Origin of the sequence: Streptomyces sporangiiformans (assembly GCF_005768555.2) — a bacterium.
Lineage (GTDB): Bacteria > Actinomycetota > Actinomycetes > Streptomycetales > Streptomycetaceae > Streptomyces > Streptomyces sporangiiformans.
In genome coordinates this window covers 34589-50572 of record NZ_VCHX02000169.1, presented here as the reverse complement: position 1 = coordinate 50572, position 15984 = coordinate 34589, and the positions used below count along the sequence as shown (strand labels likewise).

Here is a 15984-nt window from a genome sequence, read left to right as displayed (position 1 = left end):
CGCCACCCCCGCCGCGGCCCTGCCGCTGCTGGCCCCGCTGCTGGGGCGGACGGCCGCCCCGCTGGGGCCGGCCCCCACCCTGCTGCCCCTGCGGAGCAGCCTCGTCGTCCAGACGCAGCGTCAGCGAGATCCGCTTGCGTGGGATGTCGACCTCGAGGACCTTCACCTTCACGATGTCGCCGGGCTTCACGACGTCACGCGGGTCCTTGACGAAGGTCTTGGACATCGCGGAGACGTGCACGAGCCCGTCCTGGTGGACGCCGATGTCCACGAAGGCGCCGAAGGCGGCGACGTTCGTGACGACGCCCTCCAGCACCATCCCGGAGGACAGGTCGGAGATCTTCTCGACGCCTTCCTTGAAGGTGGCCGTCTTGAAGGCGGGGCGCGGGTCGCGGCCCGGCTTCTCCAGCTCCTTGAGGATGTCCGTGACGGTCGGCAGACCGAACGTCTCGTCCACGAAGTCGGCCGGCTTCAGCGAACGCAGCGCACCCGTGTTGCCGATCAGCGAGGCGACCTCACTGCCCACCGTCTTCACCATCCGCCGCACCACGGGATACGCCTCGGGGTGCACGCTGGACGCGTCCAGCGGATCGTCACCTTCGCGAATCCGAAGGAACCCGGCGCACTGCTCGTACGCCTTGGGCCCCAGCCGCGCCACCTCCTTGAGCGCGGTCCGCGATCGGAACGGACCGTTCGCGTCGCGGTGCGCCACGATGTTCTCGGCGAGCCCGGAGGAGATGCCGGAGACCCGGGCGAGCAGCGGCGTGGAGGCGGTGTTCACGTCCACGCCGACGCCGTTCACACAGTCCTCGACCACCGCGTCCAGCGATCGCGACAGCTTCACCTCGGACAGGTCGTGCTGGTACTGCCCCACACCGATCGACTTCGGGTCGATCTTCACCAGCTCGGCCAGCGGGTCCTGCAGGCGCCGCGCGATGGAGACGGCGCCGCGCAGCGACACGTCCATGCCGGGCAGCTCCTGCGAGGCGAAGGCCGACGCCGAGTACACGGAGGCCCCGGCCTCGGACACCATCACCTTCGTGAGCTTCAACTCCGGGTGCTTGCCGATGAGTTCACCGGCGAGCTTGTCGGTCTCCCGGGACGCGGTGCCGTTGCCGATCGCGATCAGCTCGACCGTGTGCTCCTTGGCGAGCCGGGCCAGCTTGGCCAGGGACTCGTCCCACTTGTTCTGCGGGACGTGCGGGTAGATGACGTCCGTCGCGACGACCTTGCCGGTCGCGTCGACCACCGCCACCTTCACGCCCGTACGGAATCCGGGGTCGAGCCCGAGCGTCGTGCGCGTGCCCGCGGGGGCGGCGAGCAGCAGGTCGCGCAGGTTCGCCGCGAAGACGTTGACCGCCTCGTCCTCGGCGGCCGTCCGCAGCCGCAGGCGCAGGTCGATGCCGAGGTGCACGAGGATGCGGGTGCGCCAGGCCCAACGGACCGTGTCGGTCAGCCACTTGTCGGCGGGCCGGCCGCGGTCGGCGATCCCGAAGCGGTTCGCGACGATCCCCTCGTACGAGGAAGGTCCGTCCGTCTGCTCCTCGGGCTCCAGGACGAGGTCGAGGACCTCCTCCTTCTCGCCGCGCAGCATGGCCAGGATGCGGTGGGAGGGCAGCTCCGTGAAGGGCTCCGCGAAGTCGAAGTAGTCGGCGAACTTGGCGCCCGCCTCCTCCTTGCCGTCCCGCACCTTGGCCGCGAGCCGGCCGCGCACCCACATGCGCTCACGCAGCTCGCCGATCAGGTCGGCGTCCTCGGAGAACCGCTCGGTGAGGATCGCGCGGGCACCGTCGAGGGCCGCCTGCGGATCGTCGACGCCCTTGTCGGCGTCGACAAATGCGGCCGCCGCGGCCAGGGGCTCGACGGCCGGGTCACTGAGCAGCCCCTCGGCCAGCGGCTCCAGACCCGCCTCGCGCGCGATCTGCGCCTTCGTCCGCCGCTTCGGCTTGAACGGCAGATAGATGTCCTCCAGACGCGCCTTGGTCTCGGCACCGCGGATCCGCGCCTCCAGCTCGTCGGTGAGCTTGCCCTGCTCACGCACCGACTCCAGGACCGCCGTCCGTCGCTCCTCCAGCTCCCGCAGGTAGCGCAACCGCTCCTCGATCGTGCGCAGCTGCGCATCGTCGAGCATCTCGGTCGCTTCCTTGCGGTAGCGGGCGATGAAGGGCACCGTCGAGCCGCCGTCGAGCAAATCGACGGCAGCCTTGACCTGCCGCTCCCGTACGCCGAGCTCCTCGGCGATCCTGCCTTCGATGGACCCTACGAGGGGTGTCGTCACGATCCCGTACCGCCTTCTTCACTGAGGTTGCGCGGCAATTGTGGCAGGTGACACCGACAACGGGGGATCAGGGCGGCCTCACGGCACACGAAAGGCCGGGCACACCGTCGGTGCGCCCGGCTACGACGGCGGTTCGCGGTCACACGAGTGGTCACACCCGGCGGGCCCGCCCGGCGCGTCGCGTCGAGTGGGAGGCACCGCCGAACAGCCGGGCCAGCACCCGGAACGGCAATGTCACGACCGTGGCGAGCGCGCCTCCGATCTGCCTCAACACGTCTGCGATCGCACGGAACACGTGTCTTCCCCTTTCGTTTCCGGCCCTTTGGTCCGTGACCGGTGGCGTCCGGGTACCTCGGAGTCGGGTCCCGAATCCCGGGCCGCCCTGGCCGACCGTGACGTACACGGACGCACGCGCGCGTGCGTGCGTCCCCGGCCCTCAGCTCTTGCCGATCACCTCGCCGGCGGGTCGGGTGAGATTCGTGATGGCAGGAAAGGTGGGTTACTCGTCATTGCGGACGTCACGCTGCCCGCCAAGAATCGAGACCATGGCGCACCGAACCGTCCTGGTCGTTCTCTTCGACGGCGTACAGAGCCTCGACATCACGGGCCCCGTGGAGGTCTTCGCGGGTGCTGCCACATATGTCGGCGACTCCGGGAGCACGTACCGCATCCGCACCGCCTCACTCGACGGCGCACCCGTACGCACCAGCAGCGGTCTGACCCTCACTCCGGATCACGCGCTCGCCGACGCCCCGGCCCCGCATACCCTGCTCGTGCCGGGCGGGCAGGGCACCCGCGCACCCGACCCGAGCCTGATCGAATGGCTGCGCGTACGCGGCCCGCGCGCGCGGCGCCTGGTGTCCGTCTGCACCGGCGCGATCCTGCTCGCCGAGGCCGGCCTCCTGGACGGGCGCCGGGCGACGACCCACTGGGGCTACTGCGAGACCCTCGCCCGTCACCACCCGGCGATCGAGGTCGACCCGGACCCCATCTACGTACGCGACGGGAACGTGGCCACCTCGGCGGGCGTCACCGCCGGCATCGACCTCGCCCTCGCGCTCGTCGAGGAGGACCTCGGCCGCGAGGTGGCGCTCACCGTCGCCCGCCACCTGGTCGTCTTCCTGCGCCGTCCGGGAAGCCAGGCCCAGTTCAGTGCCCAGCTCGCCGCTCAGACGGCCCAGCGCGAACCGCTCCGTGAGGTCCAGCAGTGGATCACCGAGCACCCCGGCGAGGATCTGACCGTCGAGTCCCTCGCCGCCCGCGCCAGCCTCTCACCACGCCACTTCGCCCGTGCCTTCCAGGCGGAGACGGGCATGACCCCGGGGCGCTTCGTGGACCGCGTGCGCCTCGAGCACGCCCGCCGTCTCCTGGAGGACACCGCCGACGGTGTCGAGGAGATCTCCCGCGCCTGCGGCTACGGCACCCCCGAGGCGATGCGCCGCGCCTTCGTGCGCACCCTCGGCGCGGCCCCGGCGGAGTACCGCCGCCGCTTCCGCCCCGCGCTCACCCCCTGAAGCCACCGCTCACCCCCTGAAGCCACCGCTCGCCCGCAGAAGCCGCCGAGCGCCCCGCCGAAGTCACCGGATCACCCGCCGAACCCACGAAAGGCCTGCGATGCAGATAGCCATCGTCCTCTTCGACCGCTTCACCGCCCTCGACGCCGTCGGCCCGTACGAGACCCTCGGCCGCCTCCCGGACGCGGAGACCGTCTTCGTCGCCGAGCGCACCGGCCCCGTCCGCACGGACACCGGTGCCCTGGCGATCACCGCCGACAAGACCCTGGCCGAGGTTCCGAGCCCCGACATCGTCGTGGCCCCCGGTGGCCCCGGCCAGACCCCGCAGATGGAGAACGAGGTGCTCCTCGACTGGCTGCGCACCGCCGACGCCACGAGCGCCTGGACGACCTCCGTGTGCACCGGCTCCCTCCTGCTCGCCGCGGCCGGACTGCTGGGCGGCCGTCGCGCCACCTCGCACTGGCTGGCGCTCGACTTCCTCAAGCGGTTCGGCGCCGAGCCGACCGGAGAGCGGGTCGTGACCGACGGCAAGTACGTCACGGCGGCCGGCGTGTCCTCCGGCATCGACATGGGACTCACCCTGGTCGGCAGGATCGCGGGCGACGAACACGCGCAAGCCGTACAGCTGTTGACGGAGTACGACCCGCAGCCGCCCTACGACGCGGGGTCCCCGCGGAAGGCACCCGCGCATCTCGTCGAGGAGTTCCGCTCGAAGAGCCGCTTCATCCTGGCGTAGTCCAGGTGAAGTCCGGCTGCCGGCGCTCCAGGAAGGCGGCGACTCCCTCCGCGGTGTCGCCGCTCGCGCGCGCCTGCTCCGCCCAGTAGGCGTCCCGGTCCGTACGGCCGTTCGCGAACTCCTTCGCCGCGGCCTGCGTCAGCTGCGAGCGTGCTGTCAGTACCCGAGTGAACTCCGCCACGCGCTTGCCGAGTTCGCCGTCCGGCAGCACCTCGTTCACGAGACCGGTCCGCAGCGCGTGCTCCGCGTCGATCAACTCGCCCGAGAACAACAGGTACTTGGCGGCGGACGGTCCCACCAGGGACACCAACCGCCGGGTGGAGGAGGCCGCGTACACGATCCCCAGCTTCGCCGGAGTGATCCCGAACAGCGCGCCCTCGTCCACGAAACGCAGATCGCACGCCGCCGCCAGCTGGCACCCGCCGCCCACGCAGTAGCCGCGCACCGCGGCGAGCGTCGGCTTGGGAAAGGCGGCGAGCGCGTCCTCGGCGCGCACGGCCAGCCCTTGCGCCTGGGCCGAGGAGCCCCGCAGCGCCGAGATGTCGGCCCCGGCGCAGAAGGTCTCGCCCTCGCCGGTGAGTACGAGCGCACGCACGGCGGGGTCGGCGGCCAGCACGTCGAGCAGGGGCGGCAGCGCCTCCCACATACCGGCCGTCATGGCGTTGCGCTTCGCCGGATGGTGGATCACGACGGTGGCGACCCCGTCGGCGACGCTGTGCAGCAGCTGCGGCTCCATGAGCCGGATGGTATCCGCACGCTCGAACGCACGATCAAGAGGGACGGTCGCACGATCAAGACAGACGGTGCCGTGCCGTCGGCACCGTGACGTTGGTCTCGTCCTGGGCCAAACCGTACAACCCGAAGAGTCTGAATTCGACACAAGAAGGGCAGCGGCGGTCTCTCGTCCGACCGTGTCGTACATGGACGGTCGGAAGCCGTCGATACTCGCTGACTTCTGTTCAGTTCCTCGGTCGGGACAGCGCGTTACCAACACTCGACGTGTGGTGACAATCGAGCGCAAGGGTAGGGACCGGACGATGGACGATCATGGGCGTGGGCCCGGCCCACGCCCTGAAGGCGGCGGGGACGTACCACCCGCCGGGGCACCGCCTGGCCCGCTGCCGTACGAGGGCGTCTGGCGGTTCACCGCTCCCGCCGTCGACGTCTCGGTGCCGCAGGCGCGGCACGCCGTCCGTGACCTGCTGGCCCGGCAGGGCGTGCCCATCTCCGACGACCTCGCCCAGGGGCTCCTGCTGATCGTCTCCGAGCTGGTGACCAACGCCGTCCGGCACGCGGCGCTCCTCTCCCCGATGCTGGCCGTGGAGGTCGCCGTCGGTGCCGATTGGGTGCGCGTCTCCGTCGAGGACAACCACCCCTACCGCCCGACCGCCCTGGAGGCCGACCATGGGCGGACCGGCGGCCGCGGTCTGCTTCTGGTGCGGGAGATCGCGGCGGAGGCGGGCGGCGTGTGCGACGTCGAACACACCGCGAGCGGCGGCAAGGTGATCTGGGCCGCCCTGCCGCTCAAACCCGCACAGGCCTGACAAGTGCCGGCGGTCACCAGCCCGCGGACGAACCCGTCAGCTCCCTGATCGCCGGGCGCGCCGCGTCCAGGACGGTCATGAACCACGCGGAGAACGGGTCCCGCGCGTGCCGTTCCGCCAGCTCGGCGGCCGTCACGAAGGCCGTCGAGCCGACCTCCTCCGCATCCGGCCGCAGCGGAGACTGCACCATGCCCACGAACAGGTGGTTGAACTCCTGCTCCACCAGCCCCGAGTGCGGGTCCGGGTGGTTGTAGCGGACCGTGCCCGCCTCGGCGAGCAGCGACGGAGAGACACCGAGCTCCTCGTACGTGCGCCGCGCGGCGGCCGCGAAAGGTGCCTCACCCGGATAGGGGTGGCCGCAGCAGGTGTTGGACCAGACACCGGGGGAGTGGTACTTGCCGAGCGCGCGCTGCTGCAGCAGCAGCCGGCCCTGCTCGTCGAACAGGAAGACGGAGAACGCCCGGTGCAGCTTCCCGGGTGGCTGATGGGCGGCGAGCTTCTCCGCGGTGCCGATCGTCGTGCCGTCCTCATCGACCAGTTCCAGCAAGATGGCTTCGGCGGTGCCGGTGGACGAACTGTGCGTCGCGGTGGCAGGAGTGATCGGCATACCCATCCTTCGCATCGGTCTTCGAACCTCAAGTCTGCCGTAAGAAACCGCTACTCCTGGCACCACGCGGTGTCCCGCATGTCCGGTTCCGCCGCGCGGACGAACCGGACATGCGGGAGCCGTCGATCAGACGCCGAAAGCGGCCGGATACTTGATCGTGCCCGTCGGCACCGGCGCGGAATCGCCCAGGACAAGTGCCATCATCGCCTCGTCCGGGACCTCGAACCCGGCCCGGATGCCGTACCCCGAGGCGGGCATGAAACCGAACCTCGGGTAGTACTCGGGATGGCCGAGCACGAGCACCAGCCGCTCCCCACGCGCGCGTGCCGCCCGCAGCACCGCGCGTACGACGGCCGCTCCGGCGCCCCGCCGCTGATACGGCGGCCGCACGGCCACGGGCGCCAGGGCGAGCGCCGGCGCCCCGTCGACATGGCAGCGGGTGATCAGCGCGTACGCCGCGACCGTGCCGTCCGGTGCCTCGGCGACGTACGAAAGTCCCGGCAGCCACGCCCCGGAGTCGGCGCGCAGCGCGTCCACCAGGTCCGCCTCCGCCTCGGTCGGGAAGGCCGCGGCGTTGACCGCGTGCACCTCGGCGCGATCGGCGGTGGTCTCCGGACGGGTGAGCCAGCCGGGCGCGCCCTCCGGCAGCCGCAGTACGTATCCGGTGTAGCCGTACTCGTCGCCGTGCTCCCGGCGCAGCGTGATCTCCTCGCGGGCACCCGCCACGGCCTCGGCCATGCCCGGCACGGCGAGGTCCGCGGTGTCGGCCTTGGCGCCCAGCGGGCCGTAGTACTCGTCCCAGTCGGACTCCGGCTGGGGGTGCACGCCGATGACGGTGTATCCCGCGGCCTCGGCGGCCCGGCTGTTTCCCTCGGTCGTGCGCAACTCGCACTGGCCTTCCCAGAAGGCGCGGGCCCGGGGCGAGGGCGAGTCGGTGGTCCACACGCCCTCGGTGATCACCAGAGTGCCGCCGGGCGCGAGGAGGCGCCGCCAGGAGCGCAGCGCGGTGTCGAAGCCGATCGAGTAGGCCGAGCTCTCGGCCCAGACAAGGTCGAACGAGCTGTCGGGGCAGGGGAGTTCGCCCATGTCCGCGTTGAGCGTGCGGATCGAGTCGGCGAGCCCGCGCGCCTCGGCGGACGCCCGCAGCTCGGCGATGAACGGCTCGTGCAGATCGACGGCGGTCACCTCCGCGCCCGCCTCGGCGGCGAGCAGCAGCGCGGCGCGGCCGGGCCCGCATCCCAGGTCGAGTACGCGCGGCCGGGCGGGCAGTGGGCCCGCGAGCGAGAGGAGGTGACGGGTGGTGGCGTCGGAGCCGGGGCCCTGGCGCGGAAGTCCGTGGTGCAGGGTGAAGAAGGCGTTGTCGGTCAACGTGAAAACCCTTGAGTGAAGGGCCCGGCCGACGATTCCCTGAACGTCAGCCGCGGGCCCGGGAGATGGGGATGCCTGAGTCGCTGCGCACAGCAGCGCCGAACGCGACAGTCATCAACCCACCTCCTCGATCGCCGGCCACGGTAGCACCGAGACGGATGACTCCGCCCGGCAATTGCTGCCCATCGGGGCTTCAGTGGCAGAGCCTCGCCTCGTGCTCCGCATGTCCGCCCGGTTCCAGCTGAAAGGTGCAGTGCTCCACGTCGAAGTGATCCCCGAGGCAGCTCTGCAGTTCGTGCAGCAACTTCTCGTGGCCGATGGCGCTGAGTGTCCCGGAGTCCACGACCACATGCGCGGAGAGGACGGGCAGCCCCGAGGTGATCGTCCAGGCGTGCAGATCGTGGACGTCCTCGACACCCGGGAGCGCCCGGATGTGGGACCGCACCTGAGCCATGTCCACGTTCTCGGGAGCTGCCTCCAGAAGCACGTTGAGCGTCTCGCGCAACAGCTTCCAGGTACGCGGCACGATCATGAGAGCGATGACGATCGAGGCGATGGGGTCGGCGGCCTGCCAGCCCGTGGCCATGATGAGGACCGCGGAGACCAGCACGGTCAGCGAGCCCAGCGTGTCGGCGAGCACTTCCAGGAACGCGCCGCGCACGTTCAGGCTGTCCTTCTGGCCCCGCATCAGCAGCGTGAGCGAGATCATGTTCGCGACCAGACCGATCAGGCCGAATATTACGGTCAGTCCGCCCTTGGTCTCCGCCGGCGCCACGAAACGCTCGATCGCCTCATACAGGACGTACCCGCCGACGCCGACCAGCAGCAGACAGTTGGCGAGCGCGGCGAGGATCTCGGCGCGCGCATAGCCGAAGGTGCGGCTGCCGCTCGGTGGCCGGTTGGCGAAGTGGATCGCCAGCAGCGCCATGGCCAGGCCCAGCGCATCCGTCGTCATGTGTGCGGCGTCCGCGATGAGCGCGAGCGAACCCGTGAGGATGCCGCCGACGATCTGGACCGCGACGACGGTGAGCGTGATCGCCAGCGCGGCGCGCAGTCTCCCTTGGTGGGCGGCTGCCGCCGTGCCCCCCGCGGCGACGCCGTGCGTATGACCGTGGTCGTGTCCTGCCCCCATGAAAACCGCCCTCCCGGATCGGCCCCGAAACCCTTTCGGCGGCCCCCAGTGAACTACCGGTGGGGGGTATGTGCAACGCGGCACTGAACACCGTTGTCATATGCTCTGACCTGCGGAAACGATCCGCAGGTCAGAGCACTGGCGTGATCAGCCGGAGTGATGGAGGCGCCAGCCCTGCCAGGCCGACTCGACCATCTCGCGCACCCCGCGACGCGCGGTCCAGCCCAGTTCCTCGGCGGCGCGCGCGGCCGAGGCGACCGCGCGCGGGGCGTCGCCCGGGCGGCGTGGTTCGACGAGCGCGGCGCGGGTGTCGCCGGTGACCTCGCCGATGAGGGTCACGAGTTCGCGTACCGAGACACCCTCACCGCGGCCGATGTTCACCGTCAGGTCGCGCGTCGCGTCCGTGGCGCCCGTCACGCCTGGGGTGCCCGTCGCGGCCAGTCGCCTGGCCGCCGCGAGGTGCGCGTCGGCGAGGTCGGCGACGTGGATGTAATCGCGTACGCAGGTGCCGTCCGGCGTCGGATAGTCGTCGCCGAAGATCCGCGGGGCCTCGTCGCGGGTGAGCCGGTCGAACACCATCGGGACCACGTTGAAGACGCCGGTGTCGGCCAGTTCGGGCGCGGCCGCCCCCGCGACGTTGAAGTAGCGCAGACAGACCGTCGCGATGCCGTGCGCCCGGCCCGCCGCCCGCACCAGCCACTCGCCGGCGAGCTTCGTCTCGCCGTACGGGCTCATGGGGGCGCACGGGGTGTCCTCCGTGATGAGCTCCACATCCGGATTGCCGTAGACGGCGGCGGACGACGAGAAGAGGAACCGCCCGATGCCCGCCTCGGCGACCGCGTCGAGGAGGGTCGCGAGGCCGCCGACGTTCTCCTGGTAGTAGCGCGCGGGCTGTGCGACGGACTCGCCGACCTGCTTGCGGGCGGCGAGATGCACCACACCCGTCACCGTGTGTTCGGCGAACGTCCGCTTCAGCAGATCACCGTCGAGCGATGAGCCCTGTATGAGAGCTATGTCCGACGGCAGTCGGTGTGCGACGCCGGCCGAGAGATCGTCGAGCGCGACGACCCGCTCTCCCGCGTCGGCCATGACGCGTGCCACATGCGCCCCGATATATCCAGCTCCACCTGTGATCAGCCATGTCATGGTCGTTCACCCTATGCCGGGCCCATCGGTTCCGGTCCGGAGTGCGAACCTTGCCCCGGAAAGTTCTGTTCTGCGTCCGCGATTTGGGGCGCGGGCCCCGGATCCACGATGATGATCGCAGCAGGCGCAGCACTCAGCCCGTGCTGATCGGGCCGTTAACGGGCGGTGAACGGCAGCTTCTCATCATCCGATAGCCTCTGCCGACACGCCGCCCGGCCGCCCCCGGCCTGGGTGCCCCATCACGCACATGCCCGGCGCCATGGACGCGTCGGAACCCAGGGAGTGAGTTCGTCTGTCGACCGCCATCCTCACCGGTCAGCCGGTTCCCGGATCGTCCCTCGAGGGCGATCTGCGGTCGCTCGGCTTCGACGTGCGGGTCGCCACCGACGCGGCCGACGCCGAGACGCTCCTTGCCGCCGTGCCCGCGGACCAGCGGGTCGCCGTCGTCGACACCCGCTTCGTGGGGCATGTCCACGCTCTGCGCATCGGGCTCACCGACCCCCGCTTCGACGCCTCCGCGATCCCCGGAGCAGTGACCGTCCGGCCCGCGGCCCGTTCGGCGCTCGCCCGCGCGCTGCACGCGGCCGCCGGTGACGCGTCGAACGGCTCCGTGGTGGTCGGCATCGTCGCCGACCGCGTCGCGGAGCTGCTCGACACCACCGAACTGCACCGCCCCGATCTCGGCGAACTCGTGGCCGCCGTCCCCCGGGACCCCCAGGCCCGCAACGAGGCCCGCCAGTCCGTGGTCGCCATCGACGACGAGGCGATCAGGCTGCGTACGGCCGTGAAGTCCCGCGACGGCTTCTTCACCACGTACTGCATCAGCCCGTACTCCCGCTACATCGCCCGCTGGTGCGCCCGCCGCGGTCTGACCCCGAACCAGGTCACCACTGCCTCGCTGTTCACCGCGCTGATCGCGGCCGGCTGTGCGGCGACCGGCACCCGCGCCGGCTTCGTCGCGGCCGGTCTGCTGCTCCTCTTCTCCTTCGTCCTGGACTGCACGGACGGACAACTCGCCCGCTACTCGCTGCAGTACTCGACGCTCGGCGCCTGGCTCGACGCGACCTTCGACCGCGCCAAGGAGTACGCCTACTACGCGGGCCTCGCCCTCGGCGCCGCCCGCGGCGGCGACGACGTATGGGCCCTCGCCCTCGGCGCGATGATCCTGCAGACCTGCCGGCACGTCGTCGACTTCTCCTTCAACGAGGCGAACCACGACGCCACCGCCAACACCAGCCCCACGGCTGCCCTGTCGGACAAACTCGACAGCGTCGGCTGGACGGTCTGGGTGCGCCGGATGATCGTGCTGCCCATCGGCGAGCGCTGGGCGATGATCGCCGTGCTCACGGCGGCCACGACGCCTCGTATCACCTTCTACGCACTGCTCATCGGCTGTGCGCTCGCGGCCACTTACACCACGGCGGGACGCGTGCTCAGGTCGCTGACCCGCAAGGCACAGCGCACCGACCGCGCGGCCCAGGCACTCGCCGACCTCACGGACTCCGGCCCCTTCGCCGCGGCCTTGACCCTCCCCCGCGCTCGGCTTCGCTCGCGCGGGGGGACCCCCACCGCTCCCGGCGCCGCGAGCCTCGGCCCGGCCTACGTCGCGTTCGCCGCCGGAGCCCTGGTGGTGCTGGTCTCCTGGCTTGCCCCGTACGGCAGTTGGTGGCCCGTCCTGGGCGCCGCCGGGTACGTACTCCTGTCGCCCGTGGCCCTCGCGCGGCCCCTCAAGGGCGCCCTGGACTGGCTTGTTCCGCCGTTCTTCCGGGCGGCCGAATACTGCACCGTACTGATACTGGCCGCCAAAGCCGAGGTGAACGGAGCCCTGCCCGCGGCTTTCGGCCTGGTGGCCGCCGTCGCCTACCATCACTACGACACGGTGTACCGCATACGCGGCAACACCGGCGCACCGCCGCACTGGTTGGTGCGGGCGATCGGCGGGCACGAAGGCAGGACGCTGCTGGTCACCGTTCTGGCCGCGCTGCTCGCCGCCACTGATTTCACGTTCGCGCTCGCGGCGCTCGCCGCGGCCGTGGCACTAGTGGTGCTCGTGGAGAGCATCCGCTTCTGGGTGACCGCCCACCGACGTGGCGCACCCGCCGTACACGATGAAGGAGAACCCGCATGATCGGCCTCGTGCTGGCGGCCGGCGCCGGACGGCGTCTGCGCCCCTATACCGACACCCTGCCCAAGGCACTGGTGCCGGTGGGACCCGAAGGCGACGAGGACAGCATCACCGTGCTCGACCTCACTCTCGGCAACTTCGCCGAGATCGGCCTGACCGAGGTCGCGATCATCGTCGGGTACCGCAAGGAGGCCGTCTACGAGCGCCGCGAGGCGCTCGAGAAGAAGTACGGCGTCAAGATCACCCTGATCGACAACGACAAGGCCGAGGAGTGGAACAACGCCTACTCCCTCTGGTGCGGCCGTGACGCCATCAAGCACTCGGTGATCCTCGCCAACGGCGACACCGTGCACCCGGTCTCCGTGGAGAAGACGCTGCTCGCCGCGCGCGGCGACGGCAAGAAGATCATCCTTGCCCTCGACACGGTGAAGTCCCTCGCCGACGAGGAGATGAAGGTCGTCGTCGACCCCGAGAAGGGCATGACGAAGATCACCAAGCTGATGGACCCGGCCGAGGCCACCGGTGAGTACATCGGCGTCACCCTCATAGAGGGTGAGGCTGCCGACGAGCTCGCCGACGCGCTGAAGACGGTCTTCGAGACCGACCCGCAGCAGTTCTACGAGCACGGCTACCAGGAGCTCGTGAACCGCGGCTTCCGCATCGACGTGGCCCCCATCGGCGACGTCAGCTGGGTCGAGATCGACAACCACGACGACCTCGCCAAGGGACGTGTGATCGCGTGCCAGTACTGACGAGGCTCATCCCCTCGCCGGTCGTCGTCGACATCCGTCCGGGCGCCCTGGACGATTTGGCGGGGGTCCTCGCCGACCAGCGCATCTCGCACTCCGGCAAGCTGGCCGTCGCGATCAGCGGCGGCTCCGGGGCCAAGCTGCGTGAGCGGCTGGCTCCGGCCCTGCCGGGCGCGAGCTGGTACGAGGTCGGCGGCGGCACCATCGACGACGCGATCAAGCTCGCCGACGCCATGAAGTCCGGGCACTACGACGCGGTCGTGGGTCTCGGCGGCGGCAAGATCATCGACTGTGCGAAGTTCGCCGCGGCGCGTATCGGCCTCCCGCTGGTCGCCGTCGCCACGAACCTCTCGCACGACGGTCTGTGCTCGCCCGTCGCGACCCTCGACAACGACGCGGGCCGCGGCTCCTACGGTGTACCGAACCCGATCGCGGTCGTCATCGACCTCGACGTGATCCGCGAGGCCCCGGTCCGCTTCGTGCGCTCCGGTATCGGCGACGCCCTGTCCAACATCTCCGCGGTCGCGGACTGGGAGCTCGCCAACCGCGAGCAGGGCGAGGCGATCGACGGTCTGGCCGCCGCCATGGCACGCCAGGCGGGCGAGGCCGTGCTGCGGCACCCGGGCGGCGTCGGCGACGACGCCTTCCTCCAGGTGCTCGCCGAGGGACTGGTGCTCACCGGCATCTCCATGTCGGTGGCGGGCGACTCCCGCCCGGCCTCCGGCGCCTGCCACGAGATCAACCACGCCTTCGACATCCTCTTCCCCAAGCGTGCCGCCAGCCACGGCGAGCAGTGCGGCCTGGGCGCGGCCTTCGCGATGTATCTGCGCGGGGCGCACGAGGAGTCGGTGTACATGGCCGAGGTGCTGCGCCGCCACGGGCTGCCCGTCCTCCCGGAGGACATCGGCTTCACCGTGGAGGAGTTCGTCCAGGTCGTGGAGTTCGCACCGAAGACCCGGCCCGGCCGTTACACGATCCTCGAACACCTCGACCTCAACACCGATCAGATCAAGGACGCATACGCCGACTATGCCAAGGCCATCGGTAGCTGAACTGCGCCCCGTCGTGCACCCCGAAGGGGTGAAGGACCGGCGCAGTGGTGAGCACTGGGCGGGACGCCTGTACATGCGAGAGATCTCGCTGCGCTGCGACCGGTACCTGGTGAACACCAGGATCACGCCCAACCAGCTCACATATCTGATGGTCGTCGCGGGCATCCTGGCGGGCGCGGCACTCCTCGTGCCCGGGCTCGCCGGGGCGCTCCTCGGCGCCGTCCTCATCCAGATCTACCTGCTGCTCGACTGTGTCGACGGCGAGATCGCCCGCTGGCGGGGCCAGACCTCGATCACCGGCGTCTACCTGGACCGCATCGGCCACTACCTGTCCGAGGCGGCCCTCCTCGTGGGCTTCGGCCTGCGCGGCGCCGACCTGTTCGACGGCTCCGAGAGCCCCGAGTGGCTGTGGGCCTTCCTCGGCACGCTGGCCGCGCTCGGCGCGATCCTGATCAAGGCCGAGACGGACCTGGTCGACGTGGCCCGTGCCCGCAGCGGACTGCCCGCCGTCAAGGACGAGGCCGCCACGCCCCGCTCCTCGGGTATCGCCGTGGCCCGCCGGGCCGCGGCCGCGCTCAAGTTCCACCGCCTGGTCGGCGGTGTCGAGGCCAGCCTGTTCATCCTGTTCGTGGCGATCCTCGACCTGGTGGGCGGCGACCTGTTCTGGACCCGTCTGGGCATCGCGGTCCTGGCCGGCATCGCGATCCTGCAGACCCTGCTGCACCTGGTGTCCATCCTGGCTTCGAGCAGGCTGAAGTGAGCACGGGCATGAAGATCGGCGCGGTGATCATCACCATGGGCAACCGCCCCGATGAACTCCGCGCCCTCCTCGACTCGGTCGCCAAGCAGGACGGCGACCCGGTCGAGGTCGTCGTGGTCGGCAACGGCTCCCCGGTGCCGGACGTCCCCGAAGGCGTCCGCACCATCGAGCTGCCGGAGAACCTCGGCATCCCGGGCGGCCGCAACGTCGGCATCGAGGCGTTCGGCGCCGGCGGCGCGGACGGCTATGACGTCGATGTGCTCCTCTTCCTCGACGACGACGGCCTGCTCGCCCGCCATGACACCGCCGAGCTGTGCCGCGAGGCCTTCGAGGCCGACCCGGAGCTCGGCATCATCAGCTTCCGCATCGCCGACCCGGACACCGGTGTCACCCAGCGCCGTCACGTCCCGCGCCTGCGGGCCTCCGACCCGCTGCGCAACTCGCGTGTCACCACCTTCCTCGGCGGCGCCAACGCCGTCCGCACGAAGGTCTTCGCCGAGGTCGGCGGCCTGCCCGACGAGTTCTTCTACGCCCATGAGGAGACCGACCTCGCCTGGCGGGCCCTCGACGCGGGCTGGATGATCGACTACCGCTCGGACATGGTGCTGTACCACCCGACGACGGCCCCCTCGCGGCACGCGGTCTACCACCGGATGGTCGCCCGCAACCGGGTCTGGCTGGCGCGCCGCAACCTGCCCACCCTCCTGGTGCCGGTCTACCTCGGCGTCTGGATGCTGCTGACCCTGGCCCGCCGCCCCTCGCGACCTGCTCTGAAAGCCTGGTTCGGCGGCTTCAAGGAGGGCTGGACGACCGCGTGCGGCCCCCGCCGTCCCATGAAGTGGCGTACGGTATGGCGCCTGACGCGACTGGGCCGACCACCCGTCATCTGACAAGCTCGATATCTGAGAGCATGCGGCCGTACCCGGTCCCGGGATCCTGCCCGGGGCCGATCCGGCCGCGCACTTTGAGGACG

15 protein-coding genes are annotated in these 15984 nt (G+C 70.7%); 8 read left to right on the top strand and 7 right to left on the bottom strand.

Features of this window, described 5'->3' with window-relative positions; translation table 11 throughout:
- Nucleotides 1-2278: Tex family protein (locus FGD71_RS29280; protein ID WP_140935969.1), on the bottom strand; the 2278-nt coding region annotated here is incomplete at its 3' end.
- A gap of 151 nt (nt 2279-2429) precedes the next feature.
- Nucleotides 2430-2573, bottom strand: coding sequence for an LPFR motif small protein (locus tag FGD71_RS47555; protein ID WP_162931248.1), 144 nt, complete (start codon nt 2571-2573; stop codon nt 2430-2432).
- 250 nt (nt 2574-2823) lie between these two features.
- Between FGD71_RS47555 and FGD71_RS29275 the strand changes: the two genes are divergently transcribed.
- Together FGD71_RS29275 and FGD71_RS29270 are read left to right on the top strand one after the other, a co-directional pair.
- Nucleotides 2824-3792 carry a GlxA family transcriptional regulator gene (locus tag FGD71_RS29275; RefSeq protein ID WP_119103552.1) on the top strand — a complete coding sequence of 323 codons (969 nt, stop codon included), beginning with the start codon at nt 2824-2826 and terminating at the stop codon, nt 3790-3792.
- Between the two features lie 100 nt (nt 3793-3892).
- Complete coding sequence (locus FGD71_RS29270; protein WP_119103551.1) at nt 3893-4528, top strand: DJ-1/PfpI family protein; 636 nt, start codon at nt 3893-3895, stop codon at nt 4526-4528.
- Here FGD71_RS29270 and FGD71_RS29265 read toward each other — a convergent pair.
- Entirely contained in the window at nt 4515-5264 is a 750-nt protein-coding gene (locus tag FGD71_RS29265) for an enoyl-CoA hydratase/isomerase family protein (RefSeq protein ID WP_119103550.1), read from the bottom strand. The two genes, FGD71_RS29270 and FGD71_RS29265, sit on opposite strands and share 14 nt — an antisense overlap.
- Before the next feature lie 301 nt (nt 5265-5565).
- Between FGD71_RS29265 and FGD71_RS29260 the strand changes: the two genes are divergently transcribed.
- On the top strand, nt 5566-6072 hold the full coding sequence (locus FGD71_RS29260; protein ID WP_119103549.1) for an ATP-binding protein: 507 nt from the start codon (nt 5566-5568) through the stop codon (nt 6070-6072).
- Between the two features lie 13 nt (nt 6073-6085).
- Here the strand turns inward: FGD71_RS29260 and idi are convergent, their stop codons facing one another.
- From idi to galE, 4 genes are all read right to left on the bottom strand, one after another.
- Nucleotides 6086-6679, bottom strand: coding sequence for an isopentenyl-diphosphate Delta-isomerase (gene idi, locus FGD71_RS29255; RefSeq protein ID WP_119103548.1), 594 nt, complete (start codon nt 6677-6679; stop codon nt 6086-6088).
- Between the two features lie 126 nt (nt 6680-6805).
- Nucleotides 6806-8047 (bottom strand): bifunctional class I SAM-dependent methyltransferase/N-acetyltransferase, encoded by a 1242-nt coding sequence (locus FGD71_RS29250; RefSeq protein WP_119103547.1) that lies wholly within the window; start codon nt 8045-8047, stop codon nt 6806-6808.
- A 193-nt stretch (nt 8048-8240) separates the two neighbouring features.
- Entirely contained in the window at nt 8241-9179 is a 939-nt protein-coding gene (locus FGD71_RS29245; RefSeq protein ID WP_119103546.1) for a cation diffusion facilitator family transporter, read from the bottom strand.
- Between the two features lie 147 nt (nt 9180-9326).
- Complete coding sequence (gene galE / locus FGD71_RS29240) at nt 9327-10325, bottom strand: UDP-glucose 4-epimerase GalE (RefSeq protein ID WP_119103545.1); 999 nt, start codon at nt 10323-10325, stop codon at nt 9327-9329.
- A gap of 292 nt (nt 10326-10617) precedes the next feature.
- Between galE and FGD71_RS29235 the strand changes: the two genes are divergently transcribed.
- The 5 genes from FGD71_RS29235 to FGD71_RS29215 are packed head-to-tail and all read left to right on the top strand — an operon-like array spanning nt 10618 to nt 15901.
- The gene (locus FGD71_RS29235; protein WP_119103544.1) at nt 10618-12453 is read left to right on the top strand and encodes a DUF5941 domain-containing protein; all 1836 of its coding nucleotides are present in this window, start codon (nt 10618-10620) and stop codon (nt 12451-12453) included.
- Entirely contained in the window at nt 12450-13202 is a 753-nt protein-coding gene (locus tag FGD71_RS29230) for a phosphocholine cytidylyltransferase family protein (protein ID WP_119103543.1), read from the top strand. The genes FGD71_RS29235 and FGD71_RS29230 overlap by 4 nt, the downstream gene beginning before the upstream one ends.
- Nucleotides 13190-14251, top strand: coding sequence for an iron-containing alcohol dehydrogenase family protein (locus FGD71_RS29225; RefSeq protein WP_119103542.1), 1062 nt, complete (start codon nt 13190-13192; stop codon nt 14249-14251). Before FGD71_RS29230 ends, FGD71_RS29225 begins: the two co-directional genes overlap by 13 nt.
- Nucleotides 14229-15011 (top strand): CDP-alcohol phosphatidyltransferase family protein, encoded by a 783-nt coding sequence (locus tag FGD71_RS29220; protein ID WP_119103541.1) that lies wholly within the window; start codon nt 14229-14231, stop codon nt 15009-15011. Before FGD71_RS29225 ends, FGD71_RS29220 begins: the two co-directional genes overlap by 23 nt.
- Nucleotides 15008-15901 carry a glycosyltransferase family 2 protein gene (locus FGD71_RS29215; RefSeq protein ID WP_119103540.1) on the top strand — a complete coding sequence of 298 codons (894 nt, stop codon included), beginning with the start codon at nt 15008-15010 and terminating at the stop codon, nt 15899-15901. The genes FGD71_RS29220 and FGD71_RS29215 overlap by 4 nt, the downstream gene beginning before the upstream one ends.
- The last annotated feature ends 83 nt before the right edge of the window (nt 15902-15984 follow it).